This is a genomic window from Streptomyces canus (genome assembly GCF_041435015.1).
GTDB lineage: Bacteria > Actinomycetota > Actinomycetes > Streptomycetales > Streptomycetaceae > Streptomyces > Streptomyces canus_G.
Window position 1 is genome coordinate 6,778,588 of record NZ_CP107989.1, and the last position, 24,768, is coordinate 6,803,355.

Below are 24,768 nucleotides of genomic sequence, written 5' to 3' on the forward strand. Positions count from 1 at the left end.
CGGTGGCCCGGTCAGGCGATCGTGCGCGGCAGACGCAGGCTCAGTACGCCCGTCAGGGCCACCCCGGCCAGCTGGACGAGGAGCGTCGTCACCAGGGCGTCCCGCATGCCCATGCCCGGCGCCAGGGCGAGGAAGAGGGTGCCCAGCGTGGCCACGCCGAGGGCCAGGGAGACCTGCTGGGTGGTGACCATCACGCCGCTGCCGACACCGGCCCGGGCAGGCGGCACCTCGGACAGGACGATCCGGAAGACCACGGGCAGTTGGAGGGCCTGGCCGACTCCGGCGATCGCGCCGCCGGGGAGCAGGGGGAGCAGCCCGAGGTCCGGCCAGGAGGAGCGCGCGGCCAGGATCATCAGACCCAGACCGACCCCCTGGATCAGTGCGCCCGCGGTCACCACCCGGGTGCCGTGGCGGGCGATCAGCCGCGGTCCGGCGATCGACGTGAACAGGAACGTCACCGCCAGCGGGACCAGTGCGAGACCCGCCTGGACGGGGCTGCGGCCCGCCCCCTCCTGGAGCGCCACCGCGATCACGAACATGAAGCCCGCGAAGCCCATCGAGAAGGGCAGGATGAGCAGCAGACCGCGGCGCAGGGACACCAGCTGGAAGAGGCTCGGCGGGACCAGGGGTGTGCGGCCCCCGCGGTCCGCCCTGAGCTCCACGGCGAAGAACGCCCACGCCAGGAACGGGAACGCCGCCAGCGACAGCCACGTCCACAGCGGCCAGCCCGCCGCCCTGCCCTCGGTCAGCGGGGCCAGCAGCGCGAGCAGGGTCGCCGCCAGCAGGACCGTGCCGGGGCCGTCCACCGGCTCCGGGCGGGGGGAACGGGTCTCGGGGACCGTACGGGCCGCGAGGAACAGGCCGAGCAGGACGACCGGGACGTTCACCAGGAACGCCGCCCGCCAGCTCGTGCCCGCGATGTCGGCCGCCACCAGGACACCGCCGAGGATCTGGCCCGCCACCATGGCGAGCCCCGCCGTGGCGCCGTACAGGCCCATCGCCCGCGCCCGGCGGGGTCCGGCCGTCGCCGACTGGATCGTGGCGAGGACCTGCGGCAGCATCGCCGCCGACGCGGCGCCCTGGGCGACCCGCGCCGCGACCAGCGTCCACGCGGTCGGCGCGAGCCCGCACGCCAGTGAGGTCAGTCCGAAGGCCAGCATGCCGCCCAGGAACAGCCGGCGCCTTCCGAAGAGGTCGCCGAGGCGGCCGCCGAGGACGAGAAGGACGGCGTAGGACAATCCGTAACCCGCCACGACGAGTTCGAGGACCGACTCGCTCGCGGAGAGGTCCGCGCCGATGGTGGGCAGCGCGACGTTGACGATGAAGAAGTCGATGAGGGGGAGTGCCGCGGCGAGCAGCACCGTGAACAGTCCGAGGCCGCTCAGCCGGGGTGGCGCGGCCGGGCGGACGGAGTGCGGAGTGGTGGTTTCGGTGGTCACGCCCCTGAGCCTGCGCCCGCTCCCATGGGGGTACCAGAGTCTCCTTATCCTGGTAGAAGAACCACCTGGCAACAGGGTCCCGACGCAGGCAGGCTGGAGGCATGACGACCATGGCCCAGGAGACAGCCGTACCGGTGATGCCGACCGCGTCCGCCTCGGCGATCCGGCGCCACGAGCTCGCCGCCTTCCTGCGCCACCGCCGCGAGCACATCGCCCCCGAACAGGTCGGTCTGCCCCGCGGCCGCCGGCGCCGCACCCCGGGCCTGCGCCGGGAGGAGGTCGCCCAGCTCTCCGCGGTCGGCGTCACCTGGTACACCTGGCTGGAGCAGGCCCGTGACATCCAGGTCTCCGTGCAGGTCCTGGACGCCCTCGCCCGCGCACTGCTGCTGGACCCGACCGAGCGCTCGCACCTCTTCCAGCTCGCCGAAGCCGTCGACCCGACGCCGGCCACCGTCTGCCCGTCGATCACCCCGGCGATCCAGCAGGTGCTCGAACAGCTGGAGCCGGTCCCGGCCTGCGTGCAGAACAGCCGCTACGACATCCTCGCCTACAACCGCACCTACGGCCTGCTGCTGTGCGACCTGGACGCGGTGCCGCCCGAGGACCGCAACTGCATGATCCTCTCCTACACCCACGATGACTGGCGCTCCTCGATCGTCCACCTGCCGGAGGCGCAGCGACTGATGGCGGCCCGCTTCCGTGCCACCATGGCCGGACACCTCGCCGAGCCCGGCTGGAAGATGCTCCTGAAGCGGCTGCGCACGGAGTCCCCGGAGTTCCGCGAGGTCTGGGACCGGCATGAGGTCATCGAACACCGGGGCCGCCGCAAGGAGTTCGTGAACCGTTACGTCGGCCATGTCTCCGTCGACCACACCGACCTGTGGCTCGGCCCCGAGGCGGGGCCGCGCATGGTGACCTACGCCCCCGCGGACGAGGAGTCCCGGCTGCGGCTGGAGAAGCTGCACGCGATCGCGCTGGAACGGGCCCGACAGCGCCCCTGACCGGTTGTCGCCGGTGGGGATGATCGCCCGCAGTGCGGGAACCCGGTCGGTCGGAAGAGAAGACCCCCCACAGGCGAGGCGAGTCATGGCCGAGCAGAAGTCGTCGCAGCAGGTAGCAGAGTCAGGATCACCGTCAACGGCGCAGGGGCTTCCGCAGCCGCTGCGGGCGGCCGCGTCGGTACTCGGGAAGGTGCCCGGGGCCGGGACGGTGGGCCGGGTGGCCGGTGGAGCGCTGGACCGGGTCGGCGCGGTGTCCCCGCGCGGCCGGCGGCTCGCGGTGTACGCCGGGGCCGGGGTGCTCGGCGTCGCGGGCGTCGTCGAGTGGCCCGTCGCGGTCACCGGGGCGGCGGTGGCGTGGCTGACGCAGCCGAGGCCGGGTGAGCGGGAGGAGCACGGCGAGTCGGGGGACGAGAGCCGGCCCACACCCCGGGTCCTGGCGTCGTCACACGGCAGGCCGTCCCACTCGTCGCACGGTTCATCGCCCTCCCCGTCCCTCCGCACACCCTCCGACAAACTCCCTCCGCACGAGACGGCGTCGCCGTCCGACCGGGGCGGACCCGGCGGCGCCACCGCGGGCCGTACCCGATCCGGCGACTGAGGACCACCGATGAACCGAGGACTCACGACGGCCGCCGCGGGCCTCGTCCTGGCCGGCCCGCGCCTGCTGGCCAGGAACACGCCCGCCGCGGTCGGCGCGGCCGCGGGAGCGGTGGCCGGAACGGCCCGGGCCGGCGTACGCACGGCGGACTTCGCGGCCCGGGCGACGAGGGCCGCTCGCGCGGCCCTCCCGGGAGCACCGCAGGACTGGCGAGCGGGCCGACGGGCCCATATGGCGCTGCGCGCGGAGACGGACGCGGACGGACAGCGCGGAGAGCACGGAGAGCACGGGGAACAGCGGTCCGACGCGGAGGCCGGTGCCGGACCCTCCTCTGCACCGCCCCGCTCCACCCGCACCGAACACCGCGCCCGCCGTCTCGTCACCGCCCTCGCCGAGCACCCCGACATCGCTCTGGCCTACTGGGACCAGGGCCTCGGGCGGCTCGTCGTGACCGCGGCGGAGGGAGTGGCCACCGAGCGGGTCGTGGAGCGGGTCTCGGTGCTCGCCGAGCGGTACGGGCTGGTGGCGGCTGGCCAGGATGTCGAGGAGCTCGCCCACCCCGGTGCCCCCGGCTCCATCCGGACCGCAGGCGTGGCGCTCGCCGCCGACGCCGTCGGGGTCGCCGCCGCGTTCGCCGGGTCCGCGCTGCGGCTGCCGGCCTCGCCGCGGCCCGTGACGGCGGTCGTGACGTTGCTGCGGGAGAACCCTCGCTTCAGGGGCTGGCTGCGAGGGCGGCTCGGCGACGCGCGGATGGACGTGGCGCTGGCCGTCGTGAACGCCGCCGTGCACGGCGCCGGGCACAGCCCCACCTCCCTGCTGCTCGACGGAACGCTGCGCACCTGCCAGCTGGCGGAGGCGGTCGTACGGACGGCCACCTTCGAAGCCGTCCACGACGACCTGTGCGTCCCGGACCGGGACAGCGTGCCCGTCGACCTGGCCCTGCGCCCGCCGCCGTGCCCCTCGCCCGCCCAGGAGTACGCGGGCCACGCATCAGCCGGCAGCATCGCCGGTGCCGTCGCCGCGCTGCTCGTCAAACACGATGTGACCGAGGCCGCGGAGGCGGTCCTCGCGGGCTCCCCGAAGGCCGCGCGCTACGGCCCCGCCGCCTTCCACGCCGTACTGAGCGCAACGCTGTCCCGCTCCGGCGTCCTGGTGCGCGACCCGGACCGGCTGCGCCGGCTGGAGACCGTCGGCACCGTCCTCCTGCACCCGAGCGCCCTGCGCACCCCGGGCGCGGGCGCAGACCCCTGGGCGGAGGCCGTGCTGGACGCGGCCCGGCGCGCCGGACTCCGCGTCGTCGTCGTGGACGACCCCGCACTGGCCGACTTCACCGGCCTCGCGGACCAAGTCGTGGACGCCGACCGTCCGTTGAGGGACATCGTCGACCAACTCCGCGACGACGCCGAGGGCGATGACGACGCCGAGGGTGGTGGCGTTCTCACCATCGCCCGCCCCCAGGACGCCGACGTCGTCGCCGGACTCCTCCGCGGTGACGTGGCCGTCTCCCTCACCGACGGCGGCTGCGCGGTCGCCTGGGGTGCCGACGTCCTCGCGACGCACGGACTGCCCGACGTCTGGCGGCTGTTGACGGCCGTGCCGGCGGCCCGCGCGGTCGGCCGCCGCTCCCAGACCCTGGCCCGCTCCGGCGCCGCCCTGTCCGGACTCCTCGTCGCCGTCGGCGAGTCGGGCCGCGGCCGACGCCGTACGGCACTCCCCGGTCTCCGGCACGCACCCGTCGACGCGGCCGCGGCCGCCGCCCTCTTCACCGGCACGCGTGCCGCCCTCCGCGTGGCCGGCGCGAGCCTCCCGCACCCGCGTCCCCGGGTGGCCTGGCACGACCTGGACCCGGACGACGTACGCGACCGGCTGGAACAGGAGGCGCCCCCGGAGCCGACGCTCGTCGAGCAGACGACCGAACGGGTCCGTACCGCCGCCGACACCGTCGTACGACTGCCCGTGCTGGCCCCCGTCAGATGGTCGGCGCAGCTCGCCCGGGCCGTGCGCGGGGAGCTGGACGACCCGCTGACCCCCGTCCTGGCGGTCGGCTCTGCCGCGTCGGCGATCCTCGGGTCCGCGATGGACGCCCTGCTGGTGGTCGGCGCCCTCGACCTGAACGCGCTCGTCGGCGGACTCCAGCGGCTGCGCGCCGAGCGGGCCCTGTCCGGGCTGCTAGCCCAGCAGAAGCAGAAGGCCCGGGTCGCGGAGGAGGACGCGGAACCGCAGGTCGTCGACGCCGCCAAGCTGAGCCCGGGGGACGTCATCGAGCTCACGCTGGACGACGTGGTGCCCGCGGACGCCCGCCTGCTGTGGGAGGACGGCCTGGAGGTCGACGAGTCCGCGCTGACCGGCGAGTCCCTCCCGGTGGACAAGTGCACCGACCCGAGCCCGCGCGCCCCCGTCGCCGAACGGCACTGCATGGTCTTCGAGGGCACGACCGTGGTGGCCGGACGGGCCCGCGCGGTCGTCGTGGACACCGGCGACCGCACCGAGGCCGCCCGCGCCGTCACGCTCGCCGCCCGTACCCCGGCCGCCGCCGGAGTCCAGGCCCGGCTCCAGGAACTCACCCGCAAGGCACTGCCGTTGACGATGGCGGGCGGTGCCGCGGTCACCGGGCTCGCCCTGGTACGCGGCACGCCCCTGCGGCAGGCGGTCAGCGGTGGGGTCGCGGTCGCGGTGGCCGCCGTACCGGAAGGGCTGCCGCTGGTGGCCACGGTCGCGCAGCTGGCGGCGGCCCGCCGGCTCAGCGCGCACGGCGTCCTGGTCCGCGCCCCGCGCACCCTGGAGGCGCTGGGCCGCATGGACACCATCTGCTTCGACAAGACCGGCACGCTCACCGAGAACCGGCTGCGCCTGGTCCGGGTCACCGACGCGGACGGCACGGTCCACACCCTCGACGAGCCCGGCGCCGACGGCCCGCTGCGCATCGCCGCCCGCGCCTGCCCCCGGCTCGACGGCGACTCCGGGCAGCGCCCGGCCCACGCCACCGACGAGGCCGTCCTGGACGCGGCCGCCCCCGACGAGGAGTGGACGCAGCTGGAGGGCCTCCCCTTCGAGGCCGGCCGCGGTTACGCCGCCGCCGTCGGACGCCCGGGCGACGGTTCCCCGGTCCTGGTCCTCAAGGGCGCCCCGGAGACCGTGCTGCCCGCCTGTGCCGACCTGCCGACCGAGGCCTCCGACCGGGCCCAGTCCCTGGCCCGGGACGGCCTGCGCGTCCTGGCGGTGGCCCGGCGTCCGCTCGACGGCGACGAGAAGGCTGTACCCGAAGAGCCTTTGCGCGACCTGGAGTTCGTGGGCCTGCTGGCCCTCGCCGACGTCGCCCGGGAGACCTCCCCGGACCTGGTCCGCGGACTGCGCGAGGCGGGCGTACGGCCTGTCGTGCTGACCGGTGACCACCCGCAGACCGCCCACGCCATCGCCACCGACCTCGGCTGGCCCGAGGACGCCACGATCGTCACCGGCGACGAGCTGGCCGCCGCCGACCGCTCGGCCCGCTCCCGGATGCTGCGCGACGCCGATGTCGTGGCCCGGGTCGCGCCCGAGCAGAAACTCCAGGTCGTCGAGGCGCTCAGAGACGCGGGCCGGGTCGTCGGCATGGTCGGCGACGGCGCCAACGACGCGGCCGCCATCCGCGCCGCCGACATCGGCGTCGGCATCAGCGCCCGCGGCTCGGCCGCCGCCCGCAACGCTGCCGACCTCGTCCTGACCGGCGACGACCTCACCGTCCTCGTCGAGGCCGTCCGGGAGGGCCGTGCCCTGTGGCACAGCGTCGCCGACGCCATCGCCATCCTGATCGGCGGCAACGCGGGCGAGGTGGGCTTCGGCATCCTCGGCACGCTCCTGTCGGGCTCCGCGCCCCTGTCCACCCGCCAGATGCTCCTGGTGAACCTCTTCACCGACCTGTTCCCGGCGATGGCGGTGGCGGTGACGCCGACGGAGAAACCCACGGAAGACGAGCCCTCGGTCGACACGATCCTGGGCGCCGCGCTGACCCGACAGATCCGCGACCGCGCGATCACCACCTGCCTGGGCGCCACCGTGGCCTGGCTGATCGGCCGCTTCACCCCGGGCACGGCCCGCCGCTCGACGACGATGGCACTGTGCGCGGTGGTGGGCACGCAGCTGGCCCAGACCCTGGCGGACCGCCGGGAGAGCCCCTTGGTCCGCTTCACGTCCCTGGGCTCGGCGGTGGCGTTGTTCGCCGTGGTGGAAATCCCGGGCGTGAGCCAGCTCTTCGGCTGTACGCCGCTGGGGCCGCTGGCGTGGGCGGGGGTGGCGGCGGCGATCGTGCTGGCGCTGGCGGGGCAGAGGTTTGTACCTGCACTGGAGCGAACGGTACTGAATCGACTGAGCTGACGTGATCCACCGAGGGGCGCGGGGCTGTATCGATGTGCGGCTACCGCCGCGTGGGCGCGACAAGCCCCCACCGACCCGCGGCCGCCGAACTACGCGCTGACCGTTCCTAATCAGTGAGCAGGAGTGAGTCTTGGACCCATATCTGGTCACTGCGGATATCCCGAACGGTGTTGGATGTCCTGGTCGCCCGCTTTCGCTCCGTGTCCGGTGACACGGATCGTGTCCGTGGTCCGGGGATACGGGGGCGGGTTTCCTCGCGCCGCCGGGTGTCCGGTCGGGCCTGGACGGTCCGATGCCCCGCACCATCACTCTGGTGGGGCGGGGGCGGTGTCGTCCGTCGCCTGATCGGGTGTCCGAGGGCGCGTCGCCCGACCGCGATGCTTGCCGCATCGTGCCGGGAAATCTTGCGGGTTGTCGTGGTGAGCGGCTGCTGCCAGTGCTGGGCGCCCCAGCGGGAGGTGTAGGCCGGGTCGACCGCCACGATCGCGAAGTTCTGTTCGGCGGCCATCGAGACGAGGCGGGCTTTGAGCTTCGCGGTGGGGAAGCGGGAGATGAGGCGGCGGAAGCGTTTGTTGCGGCCGTGCTTCTCGCGGCTGGTGCCGTCGGTGAAGTCGAGGTCCTCGATGGCGATTGCGGCGGCCCCGCAGCGGCGGGCATGGTGTAGGAGCCTGGTCAGCGTGTGCCGGATCTGCGCGTCCCGATGCTCCGCAGTGCCGGTGAGGTCGTAGAAGAAGCGCTGCGGCTCGCCGACCGGGTTGCCGTGCACATCCAACTGCCAGGCGGCGAGGTGGTCGTCGTTCATGTCCACCCCCACCACCCCCCGCGCCAGCGCCGCCTGAAGCGGCAGCACCGGAGCGGCGGCGCGCTGCCAGGATGCGGTGACATACCAGCGGCCGCGCACCACATCGTGGTGGATGCGGTAGGCCACCGCCCGGTTGACGGCGATCCGATCACGCCACTCCTGCCCCCGATGCCGGAACCGTACGGTGGCGTCGAGGACGTAGCGGCCATGTGGCGCGTTCGCCAGGTGAGCCAGCGGGGCTGGGAGCTTGAGGGAGACCTGTCCGGTGTCGGTGACGCGGATCGTTTCGTTGCCGAAGCGTTTGCCGGATTCCCCGTCGGCGGCCAGGAACATCCGCTGCGCCTGCCAGCGCTTCCGCCACGCCTGCTCGTCCAGTCCGGCCGCCGCAAGGTGGTGGCGGGTGTTCGCGAGGCGTTTGCCACCACGCACCACACGCACTCGGCCCGCCGCCCAGTCAGCCTCCACCACCGCCAGCCGGTCCTTCAGGGTCTGCAGGCGGCGGGACTTGGCATGCCACTCGCCCCGCGAGGCATACCCGCGCACCAGCCCCGCGCGCTTGTCGGCCTTGGCCCCCAAGGGCCGGGCCAGCCGCGCCTCGATGGAGGCGATCTGCCCCCGCAGCCAGGCCATGTGGGCGGCCTGCCCGCGCCGGGCCAGCGCCCACTGGTCATGGCTGGCCTTGGTGATACTGCCCGCCCACCGCGCCGACGATCTCCCCGTCAGCTCCCGCTTGCGCACCGCCCACCCCGCGGCATCATGTGCCAGCCCCTGCCGGGACCGCTCCGCGAGATCACCCGCGGCCAGCGAACCCAAGTAGACGCCGACCTCGGTGAGGACCGCCGCGTCCGCATCCGACACCCGCAGCCGGTCCCGGATCGCCACTCCGGCCGGGCCGGGCACCACGAACGACGCCGCCACCTCCCTCAGTGCGCCCACCCGTACACCCCCGCCCTGCCGAAGATCCCCTCTCCAAGGCAGTCAACGAGCAGCATCCGCAAAGGTCACCCATTCGACCCACGAACTCCAGTTCCCTCCCGAAACCGCAGGCAGCACACCCCCATCGGGAGACGCTTCTGGCGCGCAGATGAACTACCGCATCCAGTACATGCGCTCACTCACGATCACCAGAAGTCACTTCTGCTAAGTGCAGCGGCAACAGTTCCCAACCCCCGCCGCTTCACGAACCTCCACGGACTCCAGCCGCTCAGCCGTCCGCTCAGCCGAACGCCGGGCCCACGGCCCAGTGGTCACCGCCCCGAGCACCAGCACAGAAAGCCCGCACCCGGCCAGAATCCACCACCCCGGCACAGCGGCGGACACGAACGCCTCCTTGTACGACGACGCGCCCACTCCCGAGGCCAGCACCGCCCCGATCACGGCGACACCAAGCGTCTGCCCCAACTGCCGGCTCGTGGACGCGACGGCGGCGGCAACCCCCGCCTGGGCCCGCGGCATCCCCGACACCGCCGTGTTCGTGATCGGCGCGTTGACGAACCCGAACCCGATCCCGAACAAGACGTACCCGAGGAACAGCGTCACGTCGGAGGTCTCCGCGTCGAAGGCCGCGAAGAGCACCCCGCTCACGGTCATGGCGATCCCCGCGATCACCAACGGCAGCCGCGGCCCCCGGCTCCCCACCAGCCGTCCGGCGAGGGGCGCGCACAGGAACATCGGTACCGCCATCGGCAGCATCCACAGGCCGGCGTGCAGCGCGTCAAGACCGCGGACGTTCTGCAGATACAGCGTCGACAGGAACAGGAACCCGCCGAGCCCCGCGAACGCGCTGATCGCGATCACCGTGGCCCCGCTGAACGGCGCGGACCGGAAGAACCGCAGGTCGATGAGGGGCTCGTCACGCCGGGGCTCGTACCAGAGCAGTCCGGCCAGGGCGACGACGGCCACGACGGCGAAGGGCAGGACGTAGGAGAACCCCGAGGCCGGCGCCTCGATGATCGCGTACGTCAGTGAGCCGAACAGCGCGATCACCAGGACCTGTCCGACCGGGTCGGGACGGCGGGCCTTGGGCGCCCGGGACTCGGGGACGTACCGCAGGGTGAGCAGCAGGGCCGCGAGGCCGACCGGAAGGTTGACCCAGAAGATCGAGCGCCAGCCGACCGAGTCCACGAGCACGCCGCCCACCAGCGGTCCCGCGGCCATGGAGATGCCGACGACCGCGCCCCACACCCCGATCGCCCGGGCGCGCTCGCGCGGGTCCGTGAAGGTGTTGGTGATGATCGACATCGCGACCGGGTTGAGCATCGAACCGCCGACCGCCTGCACCATGCGGAAGGCGATCAGCGCCTCCAGGTTCGGCGCGGCGGAACACAGCGCGGAGCCGATCGTGAAGACGATCAGGCCCGCCATGAAGACGCGCTTGCGGCCGATACGGTCGCCGGTGGAGCCGGCCAGCATCAGCAGGGAGGCGAGGACGAGGGTGTACGCGTCGATCGTCCACTGGAGGCCCGCCGTGCTCGCGTCCAGACCCCGCTGCATGGCGGGCAGGGCGACGTTGAGGGCGGTGGTGTCGAGACTCACGATCAGCAGGCTCATGCAGCAGATCGCGAGTACCAGCATGCGTCGGCGAGGGCTGAGCTCGGGCATGCGGGCCATCGTACGCCGATTTCAATAGTGCGTCTAACTAATGGTTGGTACATGATCGATGCGGGGGCACCCCGAGCGGTGCGTGACAATGGGGGAATGTCCACGACCGCGCCCACCGAGAACACGCCCCTGCGGATCGGTCCGCACACCGTGCAGCCGCCTGTCGTCCTGGCTCCGATGGCCGGGATCACCAACGCGCCCTTCCGCACCCTGTGCAGGGAGTTCAGCGGGGGCAAGGGGCTGTTCGTCAGCGAGATGATCACGACCCGGGCGCTCGTCGAGCGCAACGAGAAGACCATGCAGCTGATCCACTTCGACGAGAGCGAGACGCCTCGTTCGATCCAGCTGTACGGCGTCGACCCGGCCACCGTCGGCAAGGCCGTCCGCATGATCGCGGAGGAGGATCTCGCCGACCACATCGACCTGAACTTCGGGTGCCCGGTGCCGAAGGTGACGCGGAAGGGGGGCGGGTCCGCGCTGCCGTACAAGCGGCCGCTGCTCCGGGCGATCCTGCGCGAGGCGGTGAGCGGGGCGGGGGATCTGCCGGTCACGATGAAGATGCGCAAGGGCATCGACGACGACCACATGACGTATCTGGACGCCGGGCGGATCGCGGTCGAGGAGGGGGTCACCTCCATCGCGCTGCACGGTCGTACCGCCGCCCAGCACTACGGCGGCACGGCGGACTGGGACGCGATCGCCCGCCTGAAGGAACACGTGCCGGAGATTCCCGTGCTCGGCAACGGGGACATCTGGTCGGCGTCGGACGCGTTGCGGATGGTGGCGTCCACCGGCTGCGACGGGGTGGTCGTCGGGCGGGGGTGTCTGGGGCGGCCGTGGCTGTTCGCGGACCTGGTGGCGGCGTTCGAGGGGCGTCCGGAGAACATCGCGCGGCCTTCGTTGCGCGAGGTGGCCGATGTCATGGTCCGGCACGCCACGCTGCTGGGCGAGTGGATCGGTGACGAGTCCCGCGGGGTCATCGACTTCCGTAAGCACGTGGCCTGGTACCTGAAGGGCTTCGCGGTCGGCAGCGAGATGCGCAAGCGGCTCGCGATCACGTCGTCGTTGGCGGAACTCCGGTCGGGCCTGGACGAACTGGATCTCGACCAGCCCTGGCCGGTCGGCGCGGACGGGCCGCGTGGTCGCACGTCCGGCAACAACCGTGTCGTCCTCCCGGACGGCTGGCTGAAGGACCCGTACGACTGCGCGGGCGTCGGGGAGGACGCGGAACTGGACACGTCGGGGGGCTGATGCCTCCGGCGGTTGGGCGGGGGGTGCCTGTGGCGGCCTGTTTCGGCTCCGGTGGGGGCGTGGGTGGGTCGGGGCCGGGGTGGCGAACGGTCCGTTGTGGCGCGGGCGACTGCAACTCCCCAGGGGCGCGGGGAACTGCGCGAACCGGCCCCCACCGGCCCGCTGCCGCCCGGCAATCCGATCCGGCACCCCCCCGTAGGCGTCCCGCCCAAGCCCGGCGCAGCTGCCCGCGGGGAACTGCGCGACCGGCCCCGACCGGCCCGTACCCGCCCGGCAACACGACCCGGCACCCCCGTAGCCGCCCCGCTCCAGCCCGGCGCAGCTGCCCGCGGGGAACTGCGCGACCGGCCCCCGCCGGCCCGCTGCCGCCCGGCAACACGACCCGGCACCCCCGTAGCCGCCCCGCTCCAGCCCGGCGCAGCTGCCCGCGGGGAACTGCGCGACCAGCCCCCACCGGCCCGCTGCCGCCCGGCAATCCGACCCGGCACCCCTGTAGGCGTCCTGCCCCAGCCCGGCGCAGCTGCGTGCGGGGAACTGCGCGATCAGCCCCCACCGGCCTTCAGACGCACTGAGCCCCGACCCGGCATCCCCGTAGGCGCCACCAGCCGCAACGGACCCGCACTCGCCCGACAACCGACCCGGCGCCCCGCACGCGCCCCGCCCAAGCCCAGCGCAGCGTTACCCCTTCGAGGGGTGCGGAGTCGAGCCGTACGCCGTCAGGAAGCGGTCTCGGAAGGAGCTCATCTTCCAGACCGGGGCGTTGTGCGCCGGCTTCAGGCCGTCGGTCCAGTTCCAGGACGCGATCTTGTCGAGGACCTTCGGGTCCTTGGCGACGATCGAGATCGGCACGTCACGGCTGGCGTTCTCCCCGCTGACCCGGGCGATCGGCTGGTGGTCGCCGAGGAAGACGAGGACCGTGTCGTCGCTGCCGTAGCGCTCCAGCCACTGGGTCAGTGAAGTGACCGAGTACGAGATGGACTTGCCGTACTCCTGCTTGGAGCGGGTGGAGTCGGCGATGATCTCGGACGCTTTGTTGCCTGCCCTCTGGATGCCCTTGAAGATCGAGCCGTCGCCCAGGTCGTCCCAGTCGACCATCTTCGGGATGGGCGCCCAGGGCTGGTGGCTGGAGGTCAGGATGATCTCGGACATCAGCGGCTTGTCGCGCTTCTTGCCGTGGACCTGGCGCTGGTAGGCCTCCAGGGCGTACTGGTCGGGCATCGTCGACCAGCTGAACTTGGGTCCCTGGTAGCCGAGTTGGAAGGCGTTGTAGACCTTGTCGAGGTCGTAGTACTTCTGCTCGGGCCAGCCCTTCTGGACGCCCGGCATCACCCCGACCGTGTCCCAGGCGCCGGTCTTCTTGAAGGCCTTCGTGAGACTGAGGTGGTCGCTGGCCATGACCGTGCGGTAGCGCTGCTGGTTGTCGATCCAGAGGCCGGTGAGAGTCGTCGAGTGGCCCAGCCAGCTGCTGCCGCCGTACGTCGCCGAGGTCAGCCAGCCGCTCTTCGCGTGGAAGCCGGCCTTCGCGAGGGCCGCGGTGCTGGTGTCGAGGGTCTTGTCCACGCCGGGCGCGATGGCCGGGTCCTCGACGGCGCTGCGGCCGTAGCTCTCGATGAAGGTGAAGATCATGTCCTTGCCGCGCAGGTCGGGCACCAGCTGGGAGCCGGGCGTGTTCCCGAAGGCGTCGACCTTGGCCACCTTCTGGAACTCCGCCTCGTCCCGCACGGTGTACAGCACTCGCTTGGCCTGGGCTGCGGCGAGGGCGGCGGTGTGTTCGGAGGCCAGGGGAGTGCCGAAGATCTGCAGACCGAGCGCGGAGCACGTGACCCAGACGGTGGCCGCGAGGAGGGTGCCCCGGGTGGCGGTCTGCCGGTCCAGGACCAGCAGACCACTCAGCCGGACCATCGCCAGCGCCATGACGGCCACCACGACAAGCACCAGGACGACCGTGCCTACCACCGCACCGACCGCCACACCCTTGCCCATCGAGTCCGCGACATAGGACTGCGCGTCGTCGAGCAACTCCCAGTCGAGGACGGCATTGAAGGGCCGCCCGAGGTAGTCGTTGAATCCCATGTCGAGCAGGTTCAGGATCGTCATCACCCCGAGCCCCGCCCCGGACACCGTGGCCACCACCAGCCGCGGCCGACGCGGCAGCGCCAGCATCACGGCCGCCCCGAGGATCGCCTCCGCCGGAATCCGCACGAACTCCCGCATGTGCAGATAGGTGACCTTGTTCGGCAGGAGCAGGGCGCCGAGGACGAGCAGGGCGGCGAGGATGTTGAGGGTCCACCGCGTGTTGCGTACGGCGGTGGGGTGCGCCTCCCGCAAGCGGACCAGACGCGCGCGCACGGACGGCTTCTCGGCCGGCGCACCGTCCGCACCCGTCGCCTCGGCCTCGGGTGACGTGCTCTCTGCAAGGGTCTCGGACACCCGAGGGTCCTTCCGTACGGGTCCTGGTAGGAGGCGGACCCGATATGGGGTCTCGGATCCGCCACATTCCCGTACGTCCGGCTTCCGGCAGCAGTTCACCGCCGCGGGCAAACACCGGGCAAACGCGTGGTCAACGGTCAGGTGAGGGCTTTTCGCACGGCCTCACCGCGGAGCACTACGCGCCCCCCACCGCCGTCAGCAGCGCGAGCGGCGCCGCAGCGGACCGTGCCTCCCGCACACACGCGTGCGGATACGGCACCGGCTCTCCATGGGAGTCCCGCCCGTACCCCGCCAGAACCTCCGGCAGTCGGTGCCCGGTGGCCGTGGCCGCGTCCACCAGCCCGTGCGCCACCGCCCGCGCCTCGTCGTGCAAGCCGTACCGGGCCAGGCCCAGCGTGATCAACGCGTTGTCGTGCGGCCACACCGAGCCCCGGTGATAGGAGAGCGGGTGGTACGCCGCCTGTCCGGCCGCCAGTGTCCGCACTCCCCACCCGGAGAAGAAGTCCGGCTCCAGCAGCCGCCGCCCCACCAGCTCGCCGTACTCCTTGTCGAGCAGCCCCGACCACAGCAGATGCCCGGCGTCGGAGGCCAGCGCGTCGACCTGTCGGCCCTCGCCGTCCAGCGCGAGGGCGGGGAAGGTACGGTCCGGCATCCAGAAGTCCCGCTGGAAGCGGTCCCGCAGATCCGCCGCGGCCTGTTCGAGGAGCGCCGCGTAGGTCTCGTCCTCCCACACCGTGCGCGCGACCCACGCGGTCCGGCGCAGCGCGTCGTACGCGTAGCCCTGGGCGCCCGCCGCCATCACCGGTCCGCTCGCCCGTGCTCCGTCGGCGCCGCAGATCGCGCCGGGGGAGTCCTTCCAGTTCTGGTTGGCGAGGCCGCCCTGGTCGGCGCGGTAGACGAGGTAGCCGCGCGAGGTGAGTCCGCCGTGGTCGAGCATCCAGCCGATCGCCGCACGGGCGTGGGGCTCCAGGCGCCGGGCGAGCGGGAGGTCCCCGGTGTGTTCCACGTAGGCGCCGAGCAGCACGAGGAACAGCGGGGTGGCGTCGACCGAGCCGTAGTAGCGGCCGTACGGCACCTGCCCGAAGTGGGCCAGCTCTCCGTGCCGCACTTCGTGCACGATCTTGCCGGGCTGGGCCACGGAGGCCGCGCCGGTCTCGGTCGCCTGGGTCGCGGCGAGCGCGGGGAGCGTCGCGGCGGCCAACTGGGGGCGGTAGGGGAGGGCGAAGAGCGAGGTGAGCAGGGCGTCCCGGCCCAGCAGGGTCAGGAACCAGGGGGCTCCGGCGGCCGGGACGCGCAGTTCCTCGCCGTCGGGGCCGGTCGCCGGTACCTGGAGCGAGGCGAGGTCGGCGAGACCGCGGGCGCAGGCGGCGGCGAGCTCCGGCCAGCCGGTCGGGAAGGCGATGCCCTCCACGTACTCGCCTTCCAGCGAGAGGAGTTGGTCGTTCAGCGCGGCCGGAGAGCTGGGTACCCGGCGGGCCCGCCTGTCGCCGTGCGGGCGGGCCATCACCCGCAGGGTCAGCTCGGCCGTGCCGTGCGGCTCCAGGTCCAGCGTCCAGACCAGGCGCCTGGCTCCGGTGCCCGTCTCCTCGACGCCGTCCGGGGCGGGGTCGGCCGTCACCGTCGTACAGGAACGCCATTCGGCGCGCTGATAGGTGAACTCCACGCCGTCGTCGAGGACTTCGCGGCGGCGGGTCGCGCCGGTCTTCGTGTAGGTGCGGTGGTCGGAGCGGAGTTCGAACTGGTCGGTGAAGTCGGCGTCGGCGGTGACCGCGAGGCGGACCGTCGTCGGCAGCGGGCGGTTGCTGGTGACCCGGAGGGATTCGACGAACGAGCCGTCCCCCACCGCCTGTTCGCGGAAGAGTGTGCAGGCGGGCGGCTCCTGGCGGCCGCCGCGCGGGACGAGGACACAGCGCGCGGTGTCGCCTTCGGCCACCGGCGACAGGGCCTCCGGTACCGCGCCGTCGACCGTGAGCTGCCAGCGGCTCAGGTGCCGGGCGTCACGTACGAACAGTCCGTCCGGGGAGCTGCCGCCGCCCCGGACGCCGCTGATGTCCCCGCCGTCACCCACGGCAGCGAACGTCCCGCCGTGCACGAGCAGATGATGCCGGTCCGTCATCGCCGGATCCCTCCCTTGAGTCCCATGTCCGCCGTGACTGTGGTGTCGCTGTGCAGCAGGTCGAGCGCGAGCGCGGCGGTCCAGCTGAAGCCGGTCGCCCCGCAGGCCTCTCCGGTGAACGGGTCGACGTACTCCGCGAAGTCGGTGGTCTCCGCGAGCTCGAGGGCCGACTCCCGCAGCGCGTCGGCCCGTCGGTGCTCGCCGTGGGTGCGGAGCCCGCGCTCCAGCAGCCAGGCGGTGTTGAACCAGGCCGGGCCGCGCCAGTAGCGGTGCGGGTCGAAGGCCTCGCCGAGGAGGTCGTAGCTGGGCAGGAGGCGGGTGGTGGTGCCGAGGCCGAAGTGGGGGCCGGAGGCGGTCCGCACGACCGCCGTGACGATGTCCCGCGGCAGGCCGGGGAGCAGCAGGGGGAGCAGGCCGGAGACTCCGCGCTCGGGGATCAGGGCGCCGCGCCCGTCCTGGGCGGATCCTCGCAGATCCCGGCACAGGAACATCCCGCGCGCCGGATCCCACAGCCGCTCCACCAGCGCCGTCGTCAGCCGCTCCGCGCGCGCGTGCCGGGCCGTGCCGGGCGCCCCGAGCTCGTCGGCGATCCGGGCGAGGGCGTGTTCGGAGGCGATGAGCAGGGCGTTGAAGGCGGGGTCCTCGACGGCGAACTCTCCGCCGCCGTCGGCGTATCCGGCGTCCCGGTAGTCCGTCGCCAGCCGCACGTACCGCCCGTAGTCCAGATCCGTCGGCCGGTCCTCGGCGGCTCCGTGGTCGAGGTCGGCGCGGCGGAAGGAGCGGGCCGGCGCCGGGGTGACGCGGGAGAGCGGGAGGTCCCAGGCGGGGCTGTTGTCCATACCCTGCTCCCAGGGGTGCACGACGGACGCGAGGCCGCCTCCGCCCAGGTCGCGGCGGTGCAGGAGGTAGCGGTGCCAGGCGGCCAGGCGTGGGTACATCCGGGCGAGGAAGCCGCGCGCACGGGACAGCCCGGGGTCGGCGCGGTGGACCAGCCACACCGCCAGGGCGTGGACCGGTGGCTGCACGATGCCGGACGTCTGTACGGTGCGCGGGGCGCCCGCGGCGCGCCCCGCGGTCGAGGAGCGCCAGAAGTCGGGGCTCGGGAAGTACGCGTCGAGCGGTACGGAGGGGTTGAAGACGATGTGCGGGACGCGCCCGTCGCCCCACTGGGCCGCCAGCAGCGACTCCAGCTCCGTCTGCGCCCGCAGCGGGGACAGGTGGCGCAGACCGATCGCGATGAACGCGGAGTCCCAGGACCACTGGTGCGGGTACAGACTGCGCGAGGGCACCGTGGAGGCGCCGGTCCAGTTGCCCTCCAGCACCCGCGCCGCCCTGACGTGCAGGGGATGTGACGAACCCGGCGGATCGTATGCGATCGAACGCGCCGCGGAAGGGGTGATGAGCTGGGCAGTGCGATCCACTCGGGGCTCCCCGAAAGACGTGTGACCGACCGGTTCGGTCAGGGCTACCGTAGGGTTACGTCTATTTAACACGCAAAACTCAGAATGTAATGCAGAGTTGAGAAACACAAGGGGGTGCGCATGACCGGACGGAGTCAGACCGGCGCCGGAGATCTGCTCGAACTGGTCCGCAGCGGGCGAGCCGTCACGCGCGGCGCGCTCCAGCAGGCCACCGGACTGTCCCGGGCGACCGTCGGCCAGCGCCTCGACCGGCTCTTCCGCGCGGGCTGGCTGCGCGAGGGCGCCGGGGGCCCCGTCGACTCCCCGCTGGGCGGCCGCCCCTCCATCACCCTGGAGTTCGACGACGCCCATGCCGTCGTCCTCTCCGCCGACCTGGAAACCCGGCACGCGCGCGCGTGCGTGCTGTCCCTGACCGGCGAGATCCTCGCCGAGCACAGCGGCACCCTGGTGATCGAGGACGGACCGGACGCCGTGCTCGGCGAGCTGGGCCGCTGGTTCGCCGAGCTGCTGGAGAAGGCCGGGCACCGGGCCGAGGAGGTCTGCGGGATCGGACTCGCCGTACCGGGCCCGGTCGACCTGGAAAGCGGCCGGGTGGTCCAGCCGCCGATCATGCCCGGCTGGGACGGCTACGACATAAGAGGCCGCCTGGCCGGAGCCTTCACCGAGCACACCAGGACCGGTCCGGTTCCCGTGCTCGTCGACAACGACGCCAACCTCATGGCGTACGGCGAACAGCGCACGGCCTACCCGGACTGCTCGGCGTTCGTGCTGGTCAAGGTCTCGACCGGCATCGGCGCCGGAGTCGTGGTCGACGGCTCGGTCTACCGGGGCGTCGACGGCGGTGCGGGCGACCTCGGCCACATCCGGGTCCCCGCGGGCGCGGAGGCGCTGTGCCGGTGCGGTTCCTACGGCTGTCTCGCCGCCGTGGCGAGCGGTGGTGCCGTGGCGCGGCGGCTGGCGGCGGCCGGGGTGCCGGCGGCCTCGGGCTCGGATGTGCGCGACCTGCTGGCGTCCGGGCATCCGGAGGCGGCGGCGCTCGCACGCGATGCCGGCCGGCAGGTCGGGGACGTGCTGGCGACGGTCGTGACCCTGCTGAACCCCGGGGTCCTGATGATCGCCGGAGATCTGGCCGGTACTCCCTTCCTCACGGGCGTCCGGGAGCTGCTGTACCAGCGGGCGCTGCCCCGCTCCACCGCCCGGCTGGAGGTCGTGACCTCGCGGCTGGGGGAGCGGGCCGGGCTGATCGGGGCGGGTGCGCTGGTCGTGGAGCATCTGTACGCACCCGAGCGGATCGAGGAGAGGCTGCTGGCCATGGGCGTATGACGCCCGTGTTTCCACCTCCGTTTCCGTCCGGATGCCCGTCCGCATGGTGAAATCCGGCACCCTGTGGCAGCGTGATTCTCGCCACCCTTGAGAAGGGTGCCGCTCGGATGAGCGGATCTTGGGCGACTGCACTTCTCCAAGGGGTGGCACTGAGTGCCACCCCTTGATCGTTCATCGATCGAAATCAGGCGTGCGAATAGCTGCTCGAATGAGCGGTTAGGAGGGTCTGTGGGGGTGGCCGCGTTCAAGAAGTGAAAACATCCGCCGCGTGTCGCTTGCCAAGCTTTGACTTTCGATCCGCTGGCGGACGACTGGTTACGGGCGTATGACGCCCGAGTAGACGTACCCAGACGCCTTCGATCTGGGTATGTTCCTCGCCGTCAGGGCAGCCACCGCGTCCTCGAGGGAGTCGAGACCCGTGTCGGAAAACAAAGAACCCCACGTAGCCAAGTTCGTCTACGACTTCACCGAGGGAAACAAGGACCTCAAGGACCTCCTGGGTGGCAAGGGCGCGAACCTCGCCGAGATGACCAACCTGGGACTCCCCGTTCCCCCCGGCTTCACCATCACGACGGAAGCCTGCAAGGTCTACCTGGACAGCGGTGAGGAGCCCGCGGCACTGCGTGACGAGGTGAGTGCGCACCTCGACGCGCTGGAGCAGCGCATGGGCAAGAAGCTCGGCCAGGCCGACGACCCGCTGCTCGTCTCGGTCCGCTCCGGCGCGAAGTTCTCGATGCCGGGAATGATGGACACGGTCCTGAACATCGGTCTCTCCGACAAGTCGGTCCAGGGGCTCGCCAAGCAGGCCGGCGACGACCGTTTCGCCTGGGACTCCTACCGACGGCTCATCCAGATGTTCGGCAAGACCGTCCTCGGCGTCGAGGGCGACCTCTTCGAGGAGGCCCTCGAGAAGGCCAAGGAGGCCAAGAAGGTCACGGTCGACACCGACCTGGAGGCCGCCGACCTCAAGAAGCTCGTCACCGCCTTCAAGAAGATCGTCAAGAAGGAGGCGGGACGGGACTTCCCGCAGGACCCGCGCGAGCAGATGGACCTCGCCATCCACGCGGTCTTCGACTCCTGGAACACCGACCGCGCCAAGCTCTACCGCCGCCAGGAGCGCATCCCCGGCGACCTGGGCACCGCGGTCAACGTCTGCTCGATGGTCTTCGGCAACCTCGGCCCCGACTCGGGCACGGGCGTCGCGTTCACCCGTGACCCGGCCTCCGGCCACCAGGGCGTCTACGGCGACTACCTCCAGAACGCCCAGGGCGAGGACGTCGTCGCGGGCATCCGCAACACCGTCCCGCTCGCGGAGCTGGAGCAGATCGACAAGAAGTCGTACGACCAGCTGATGCAGATCATGGAGACGCTGGAGAACCACTACAAGGACCTCTGCGACATCGAGTTCACCATCGAGCGCGGTCAGCTGTGGATGCTCCAGACCCGGGTCGGCAAGCGCACGGCGGGTGCGGCCTTCCGGATCGCGACCCAGCTGGTGGACCAGGGCCTGATCGACGAGGCGGAGGCGCTCCAGCGCGTCACCGGCGCCCAGCTCGCCCAGCTGATGTTCCCGCGCTTCGACGAGAACACCAAGGTCGCGCAGGTCGGCCGGGGCATCGCGGCCTCGCCGGGCGCGGCCGTCGGCAAGGCGGTCTTCGACTCGTACACCGCGGTGAAGTGGTCGCGTTCGGGCGAGAAGGTCATCCTGGTCCGCCGTGAGACCAACCCGGACGACCTCGACGGCATGATCGCGGCCGAGGGCATCCTGACCTCCCGCGGCGGCAAGACCTCCCACGCGGCCGTGGTCGCGCGCGGCATGGGCAAGACCTGTGTCTGCGGCGCGGAGGAGCTGGAGGTCGACACCAAGCGGCGCCGGATGAAGGTCCCGGGCGGACACGTCGTCGAGGAAGGCGACCTGATCTCCATCGACGGCTCGTCCGGCAAGGTCTACCTGGGCGAGGTCCCGGTCGTGCCGTCGCCGGTCGTCGAGTACTTCGAGGGCCGGATGCACGCGGGTGCCAACGACGCCGACGAGCTGGTCGAGGCCGTGCACCGGATCATGGCGTTCGCGGACCGGAAGCGGCGCCTGCGGGTGCGGGCCAACGCGGACAACGCCGAGGACGCGCTGCGCGCCCGTCGCTTCGGCGCCCAGGGCATCGGCCTCTGCCGTACCGAGCACATGTTCCTCGGTGACCGCCGCGAGCTGGTCGAGCGGCTGATCCTGGCCGACACGGAGACCGAGCGCGAGGAGTCGCTGAAGGCGCTGCTCCCGCTGCAGAAGCAGGACTTCGTGGAGCTGTTCTCGGCGATGGACGGGCTGCCGGTGACGGTACGGCTGCTGGACCCGCCGCTGCACGAGTTCCTGCCCGACATCACCGAACTGTCGGTCCGCGTGGCGTTGGCGGAGTCCCGTCAGGAGCCGCACGAGAACGAACTGCGGCTGCTCCAGGCCGTGCACCGGCTGCACGAGCAGAACCCCATGCTGGGCCTGCGCGGAGTGCGCCTCGGCCTGGTCATCCCCGGCCTGTTCACCATGCAGGTCCGCGCGATCGCGGAGGCGGCGGCCGAACGCAAGAACGCCAAGGGCGACCCGCGCGCGGAGATCATGATCCCGCTGGTGGGCACGGTCCAGGAGCTGGAGATCGTCCGCGAGGAGGCCGACCAGGTCGTCGCGGAGGTCGAGGCGGCGACGGGCGTGGAGCTGAAGCTGTCGATCGGCACGATGATCGAGCTCCCGCGCGCCGCGCTGACCGCCGGCCAGATCGCGGAGGCCGCGGAGTTCTTCTCCTTCGGCACCAACGACCTCACCCAGACGGTGTGGGGCTTCAGCCGGGACGACGTGGAGGCCTCCTTCTTCACGGCCTACCTGGAGAAGGGCATCTTCGGCGTCTCCCCGTTCGAGACGATCGACAAGGACGGCGTGGGCTCCCTGGTGAAGCTGGCCGCCGAGGCGGGCCGCGTGACCCGGCCCGACCTCAAGCTCGGCGTCTGCGGTGAGCACGGCGGCGACCCGGAGTCGGTCCACTTCTTCCACGAGGTGGGTCTGGACTACGTCTCCTGCTCCCCGTTCCGCATCCCGGTGGCCCGCCTGGAGGCGGGGCGCGCGGCGATCACGGCGAACGGCAGCGACCACCGGTAGGCCCCTGACGGCCTCTGGTACCCCGGATCCGCCGCCCGTCCCCGACCCTCATCCGATGGGCGGCGGCTCCGGATCACGAAGAGAGGGCGGCACCCTTGTGCGGGGGTGCCGCCCTCTCTCGTGCATCATCTGCCAGGACGGTCAAGCCAAGTCGACGACATGTGGGCGCTGATCGGGCTGCTGCTGCCGCCCTGGCCGCAGAAGTCGCCGCTCCGGCGGTCCCGAGTCGCCCTGCCCGTGGCGGCGTGATGTACGGCGCGCGAGCCATCGTCGAGATCGTCGGTCGTGAACGGGCCGTCCACGAGTTGGTCGTCGGCTACCCGAACGCAGCCCGGATGATCTGTGGGAGTCGGCCATGGAACACCGCAGGCAAGACGATGACGCGCCGTACCGGGCCTCCTGGTTGGCGCGGGCTGCTCCAGTGACCCAGGACACGGGCTCTGTCTGTACGCATGTGCCGAGGTTATGGTGTGGCGCCGTACCCGGCGGATCGGTCCCCTGGGGGAGGGGGAGGTCGGAATGAGGCTCATGGACGCGGACCACGCGCAACTGGTCGTCGCGGCGCAGGCCGGGGACGACCGGGCGCGTGAGGAGCTGATCGGCGCGTACCTGCCGTTGCTCTACAACGTCGTCGGGCGAGCCCTGAGCGGACATGCCGACGTCGACGACGTCGTCCAGGAGACCCTGTTGCGCGTGGTGCGCGACCTGCCTGCCCTGCGTGACCCGGACAGCTTCCGGTCCTGGCTGGTGTCGATCACGCTCCGCCAGATCAGTAGCCACCGGCACCGGCAGCGCGCCTTGGCCGGCCGGACCACGGGCATCGACGAGGCAGACCACGTACCGGACGCCGGCGCCGTGCCCGAGGACATGACGATCCTGCGTCTGCACGTGTCGGACGAGCGCCGTCAGGTCGTCGAGGCGGGCCGGTGGCTCGACCCGGACCACCGGGTGCTGCTGTCGCTGTGGTGGCAGGAGTGCGCCGGATCGGTGAGCCGTGACGACATCGCCGCCGCGACGGGGCTCTCGGTCGCCCACGCCGGAGTGAGCCTGCAGCGCATGCGTGAGCAGCTGGAACTGAGCCGGACGATCGTCGCCGCGCTGGCGGCCGACCCGCGCTGTCCGGGGTTGGCCGAGACCGTCGTCGGCTGGGACGGTCCCCGTACGTCGGTGTGGCGCAAGCGGATCGCGCGGCACACCCGCGGCTGCCCGGTCTGCACGGCGACGACGACGCAACGGGTGCCGGCCGACCTCCTGCTGCTCAGCCTCGCGCCGCTGGCCGTCCCGGCCGCTCTCGTCGCCGCGCTGGCCGCCAAGGGTCTGGTGTCGGGTACGGCCATGAGTGCCGCCGGGCTGGCCACGGCACACGCCGGAGTCGGCACGGCGGCTGCGTCGTCGGGGACAGGGGTTGGGGCAGGTGGTCTGCACGGCTCGCTGATCGGGAAGCTCTCCGCGATGGGAGCTCATCCGCTGGTGGGCCTCACCACCGGCGCGGTGCTCATCGCCGGGACCGCCACCTACGCGGCCTGGCCCGAACCGGCGCGTCGAGTGCCCGGCGTCACTGCCGCTCCCACGGCCGGCGAGCCCACGCCGAGCCCGTCGCGAAAGAGCACGCCGGCCCGGCCGGCCCCGGTGAGTCCGTCCGCCGTCGCGGACCTTGTTCCGCTGGGCGCGCGGTCGCTGGAGTCCGTGGACGAGAGGGGCCTGTACGTCACGTACACCGGCGACTTCGCGACGCTCGGCCGGGTTGCCCCGTCCAGCGGCGCGCAGAGCCGGCAGCGGGTCACCTTCACGGTCGTCCGGGGGCTGGCCGACACCCGGTGCGTCACCTTCCGCGCCGCCGACGGCCGCTATCTGCGCCATCGTGACCTGCGGCTACGGCTGAGCGGCAACGACGGCAGCGAACTGTTCCGTGAAGACGCCACCTTCTGCCCGAGCCCCGGGTCGGTCGCCGGTTCGGTGACCCTGCACGCGCACAACTATCCCGGCTCGGTCCTGCGCCACCGTGACGGCGGCATCCGGCTCGACGGCTCCGACGGCACTCGGGCCTTCGCCGGCCAGGCTTCCTTCATCGTGCGCGGGGCTTTGGCCTGAGAACTGGTGCGCACTCCCTCTCGGTGAGGGCGACCGGACAGCCGGGCTCGGCATAACGCTTTTTGCCTGCGAGATGCATCACTGGGCAATCGTCCGGATGGCGCGACTTTTTCGTTACGAGACCGCGGGCTCGGAGGCCTCCTCTTTCGTGGGGTGCACTTCCCGCCGCTCTCACCATGACGTGTCGGCGCGGCAGGCTCCCC

General features: G+C 72.2%; 13 protein-coding genes. 7 read left to right on the forward strand and 6 right to left on the reverse strand.

Annotation, left to right across the window (positions count from 1 at the left end):
• Positions 1–11 precede the first annotated feature (11 nt).
• Complete coding sequence (locus tag OG841_RS31020) at positions 12–1,439, reverse strand: MFS transporter (RefSeq protein ID WP_371567367.1); 1,428 nt, start codon at positions 1,437–1,439, stop codon at positions 12–14.
• 101 nt (positions 1,440–1,540) lie between these two features.
• Here OG841_RS31020 and OG841_RS31025 point away from each other — a divergent pair, with 101 nt between their 5' ends.
• The 3 genes from OG841_RS31025 (at position 1,541) to OG841_RS31035 (ending at position 7,391) form a co-directional block, all read left to right on the forward strand.
• Positions 1,541–2,440 (forward strand): MmyB family transcriptional regulator, encoded by a 900-nt coding sequence (locus OG841_RS31025; RefSeq protein WP_328638506.1) that lies wholly within the window; start codon positions 1,541–1,543, stop codon positions 2,438–2,440.
• Positions 2,441–2,525: 85 nt separating this feature from the next.
• Positions 2,526–3,038: a hypothetical protein gene (locus tag OG841_RS31030; protein ID WP_328638505.1), complete on the forward strand. Its 513-nt coding sequence runs from the start codon at positions 2,526–2,528 to the stop codon at positions 3,036–3,038.
• Between the two features lie 9 nt (positions 3,039–3,047).
• The gene (locus OG841_RS31035) at positions 3,048–7,391 is read left to right on the forward strand and encodes a cation-translocating P-type ATPase (protein WP_328638504.1); all 4,344 of its coding nucleotides are present in this window, start codon (positions 3,048–3,050) and stop codon (positions 7,389–7,391) included.
• Positions 7,392–7,497: 106 nt separating this feature from the next.
• Here OG841_RS31035 and OG841_RS31040 read toward each other — a convergent pair whose 3' ends face one another.
• Positions 7,498–9,129, reverse strand: coding sequence for a transposase (locus OG841_RS31040; protein ID WP_328638503.1), 1,632 nt, complete (start codon positions 9,127–9,129; stop codon positions 7,498–7,500).
• Between the two features lie 204 nt (positions 9,130–9,333).
• The gene (locus OG841_RS31045; RefSeq protein WP_328638502.1) at positions 9,334–10,794 is read right to left on the reverse strand and encodes an MFS transporter; all 1,461 of its coding nucleotides are present in this window, start codon (positions 10,792–10,794) and stop codon (positions 9,334–9,336) included.
• A gap of 96 nt (positions 10,795–10,890) precedes the next feature.
• Here OG841_RS31045 and dusB point away from each other — a divergent pair, with 96 nt between their 5' ends.
• The gene (gene dusB / locus OG841_RS31050) at positions 10,891–12,045 is read left to right on the forward strand and encodes a tRNA dihydrouridine synthase DusB (protein ID WP_328638501.1); all 1,155 of its coding nucleotides are present in this window, start codon (positions 10,891–10,893) and stop codon (positions 12,043–12,045) included.
• 678 nt (positions 12,046–12,723) lie between these two features.
• Here dusB and OG841_RS31055 read toward each other — a convergent pair.
• The 3 genes from OG841_RS31055 to OG841_RS31065 all read right to left on the reverse strand — a co-directional run bounded on the left by OG841_RS31055 (position 12,724) and on the right by OG841_RS31065 (position 18,012).
• Complete coding sequence (locus tag OG841_RS31055; RefSeq protein WP_371567370.1) at positions 12,724–14,475, reverse strand: CDP-alcohol phosphatidyltransferase; 1,752 nt, start codon at positions 14,473–14,475, stop codon at positions 12,724–12,726.
• Between the two features lie 175 nt (positions 14,476–14,650).
• On the reverse strand, positions 14,651–16,591 hold the full coding sequence (locus tag OG841_RS31060; protein ID WP_328638499.1) for an amylo-alpha-1,6-glucosidase: 1,941 nt from the start codon (positions 16,589–16,591) through the stop codon (positions 14,651–14,653).
• Complete coding sequence (locus OG841_RS31065; protein WP_328638498.1) at positions 16,588–18,012, reverse strand: MGH1-like glycoside hydrolase domain-containing protein; 1,425 nt, start codon at positions 18,010–18,012, stop codon at positions 16,588–16,590. The genes OG841_RS31060 and OG841_RS31065 overlap by 4 nt, the downstream gene beginning before the upstream one ends.
• A gap of 120 nt (positions 18,013–18,132) precedes the next feature.
• Here OG841_RS31065 and OG841_RS31070 point away from each other — a divergent pair, with 120 nt between their 5' ends.
• The 3 genes from OG841_RS31070 to OG841_RS31080 all read left to right on the forward strand — a co-directional run bounded on the left by OG841_RS31070 (position 18,133) and on the right by OG841_RS31080 (position 24,565).
• Positions 18,133–19,335, forward strand: coding sequence for an ROK family protein (locus tag OG841_RS31070; RefSeq protein ID WP_328638497.1), 1,203 nt, complete (start codon positions 18,133–18,135; stop codon positions 19,333–19,335).
• A gap of 418 nt (positions 19,336–19,753) precedes the next feature.
• Positions 19,754–22,474 carry a pyruvate, phosphate dikinase gene (gene ppdK, locus OG841_RS31075; protein ID WP_328638496.1) on the forward strand — a complete coding sequence of 907 codons (2,721 nt, stop codon included), beginning with the start codon at positions 19,754–19,756 and terminating at the stop codon, positions 22,472–22,474.
• Positions 22,475–22,993: 519 nt separating this feature from the next.
• A complete protein-coding gene (locus tag OG841_RS31080) occupies positions 22,994–24,565 on the forward strand; it encodes a sigma-70 family RNA polymerase sigma factor (protein ID WP_328638494.1) in 1,572 nt (523 codons plus the stop codon).
• The last annotated feature ends 203 nt before the right edge of the window (positions 24,566–24,768 follow it).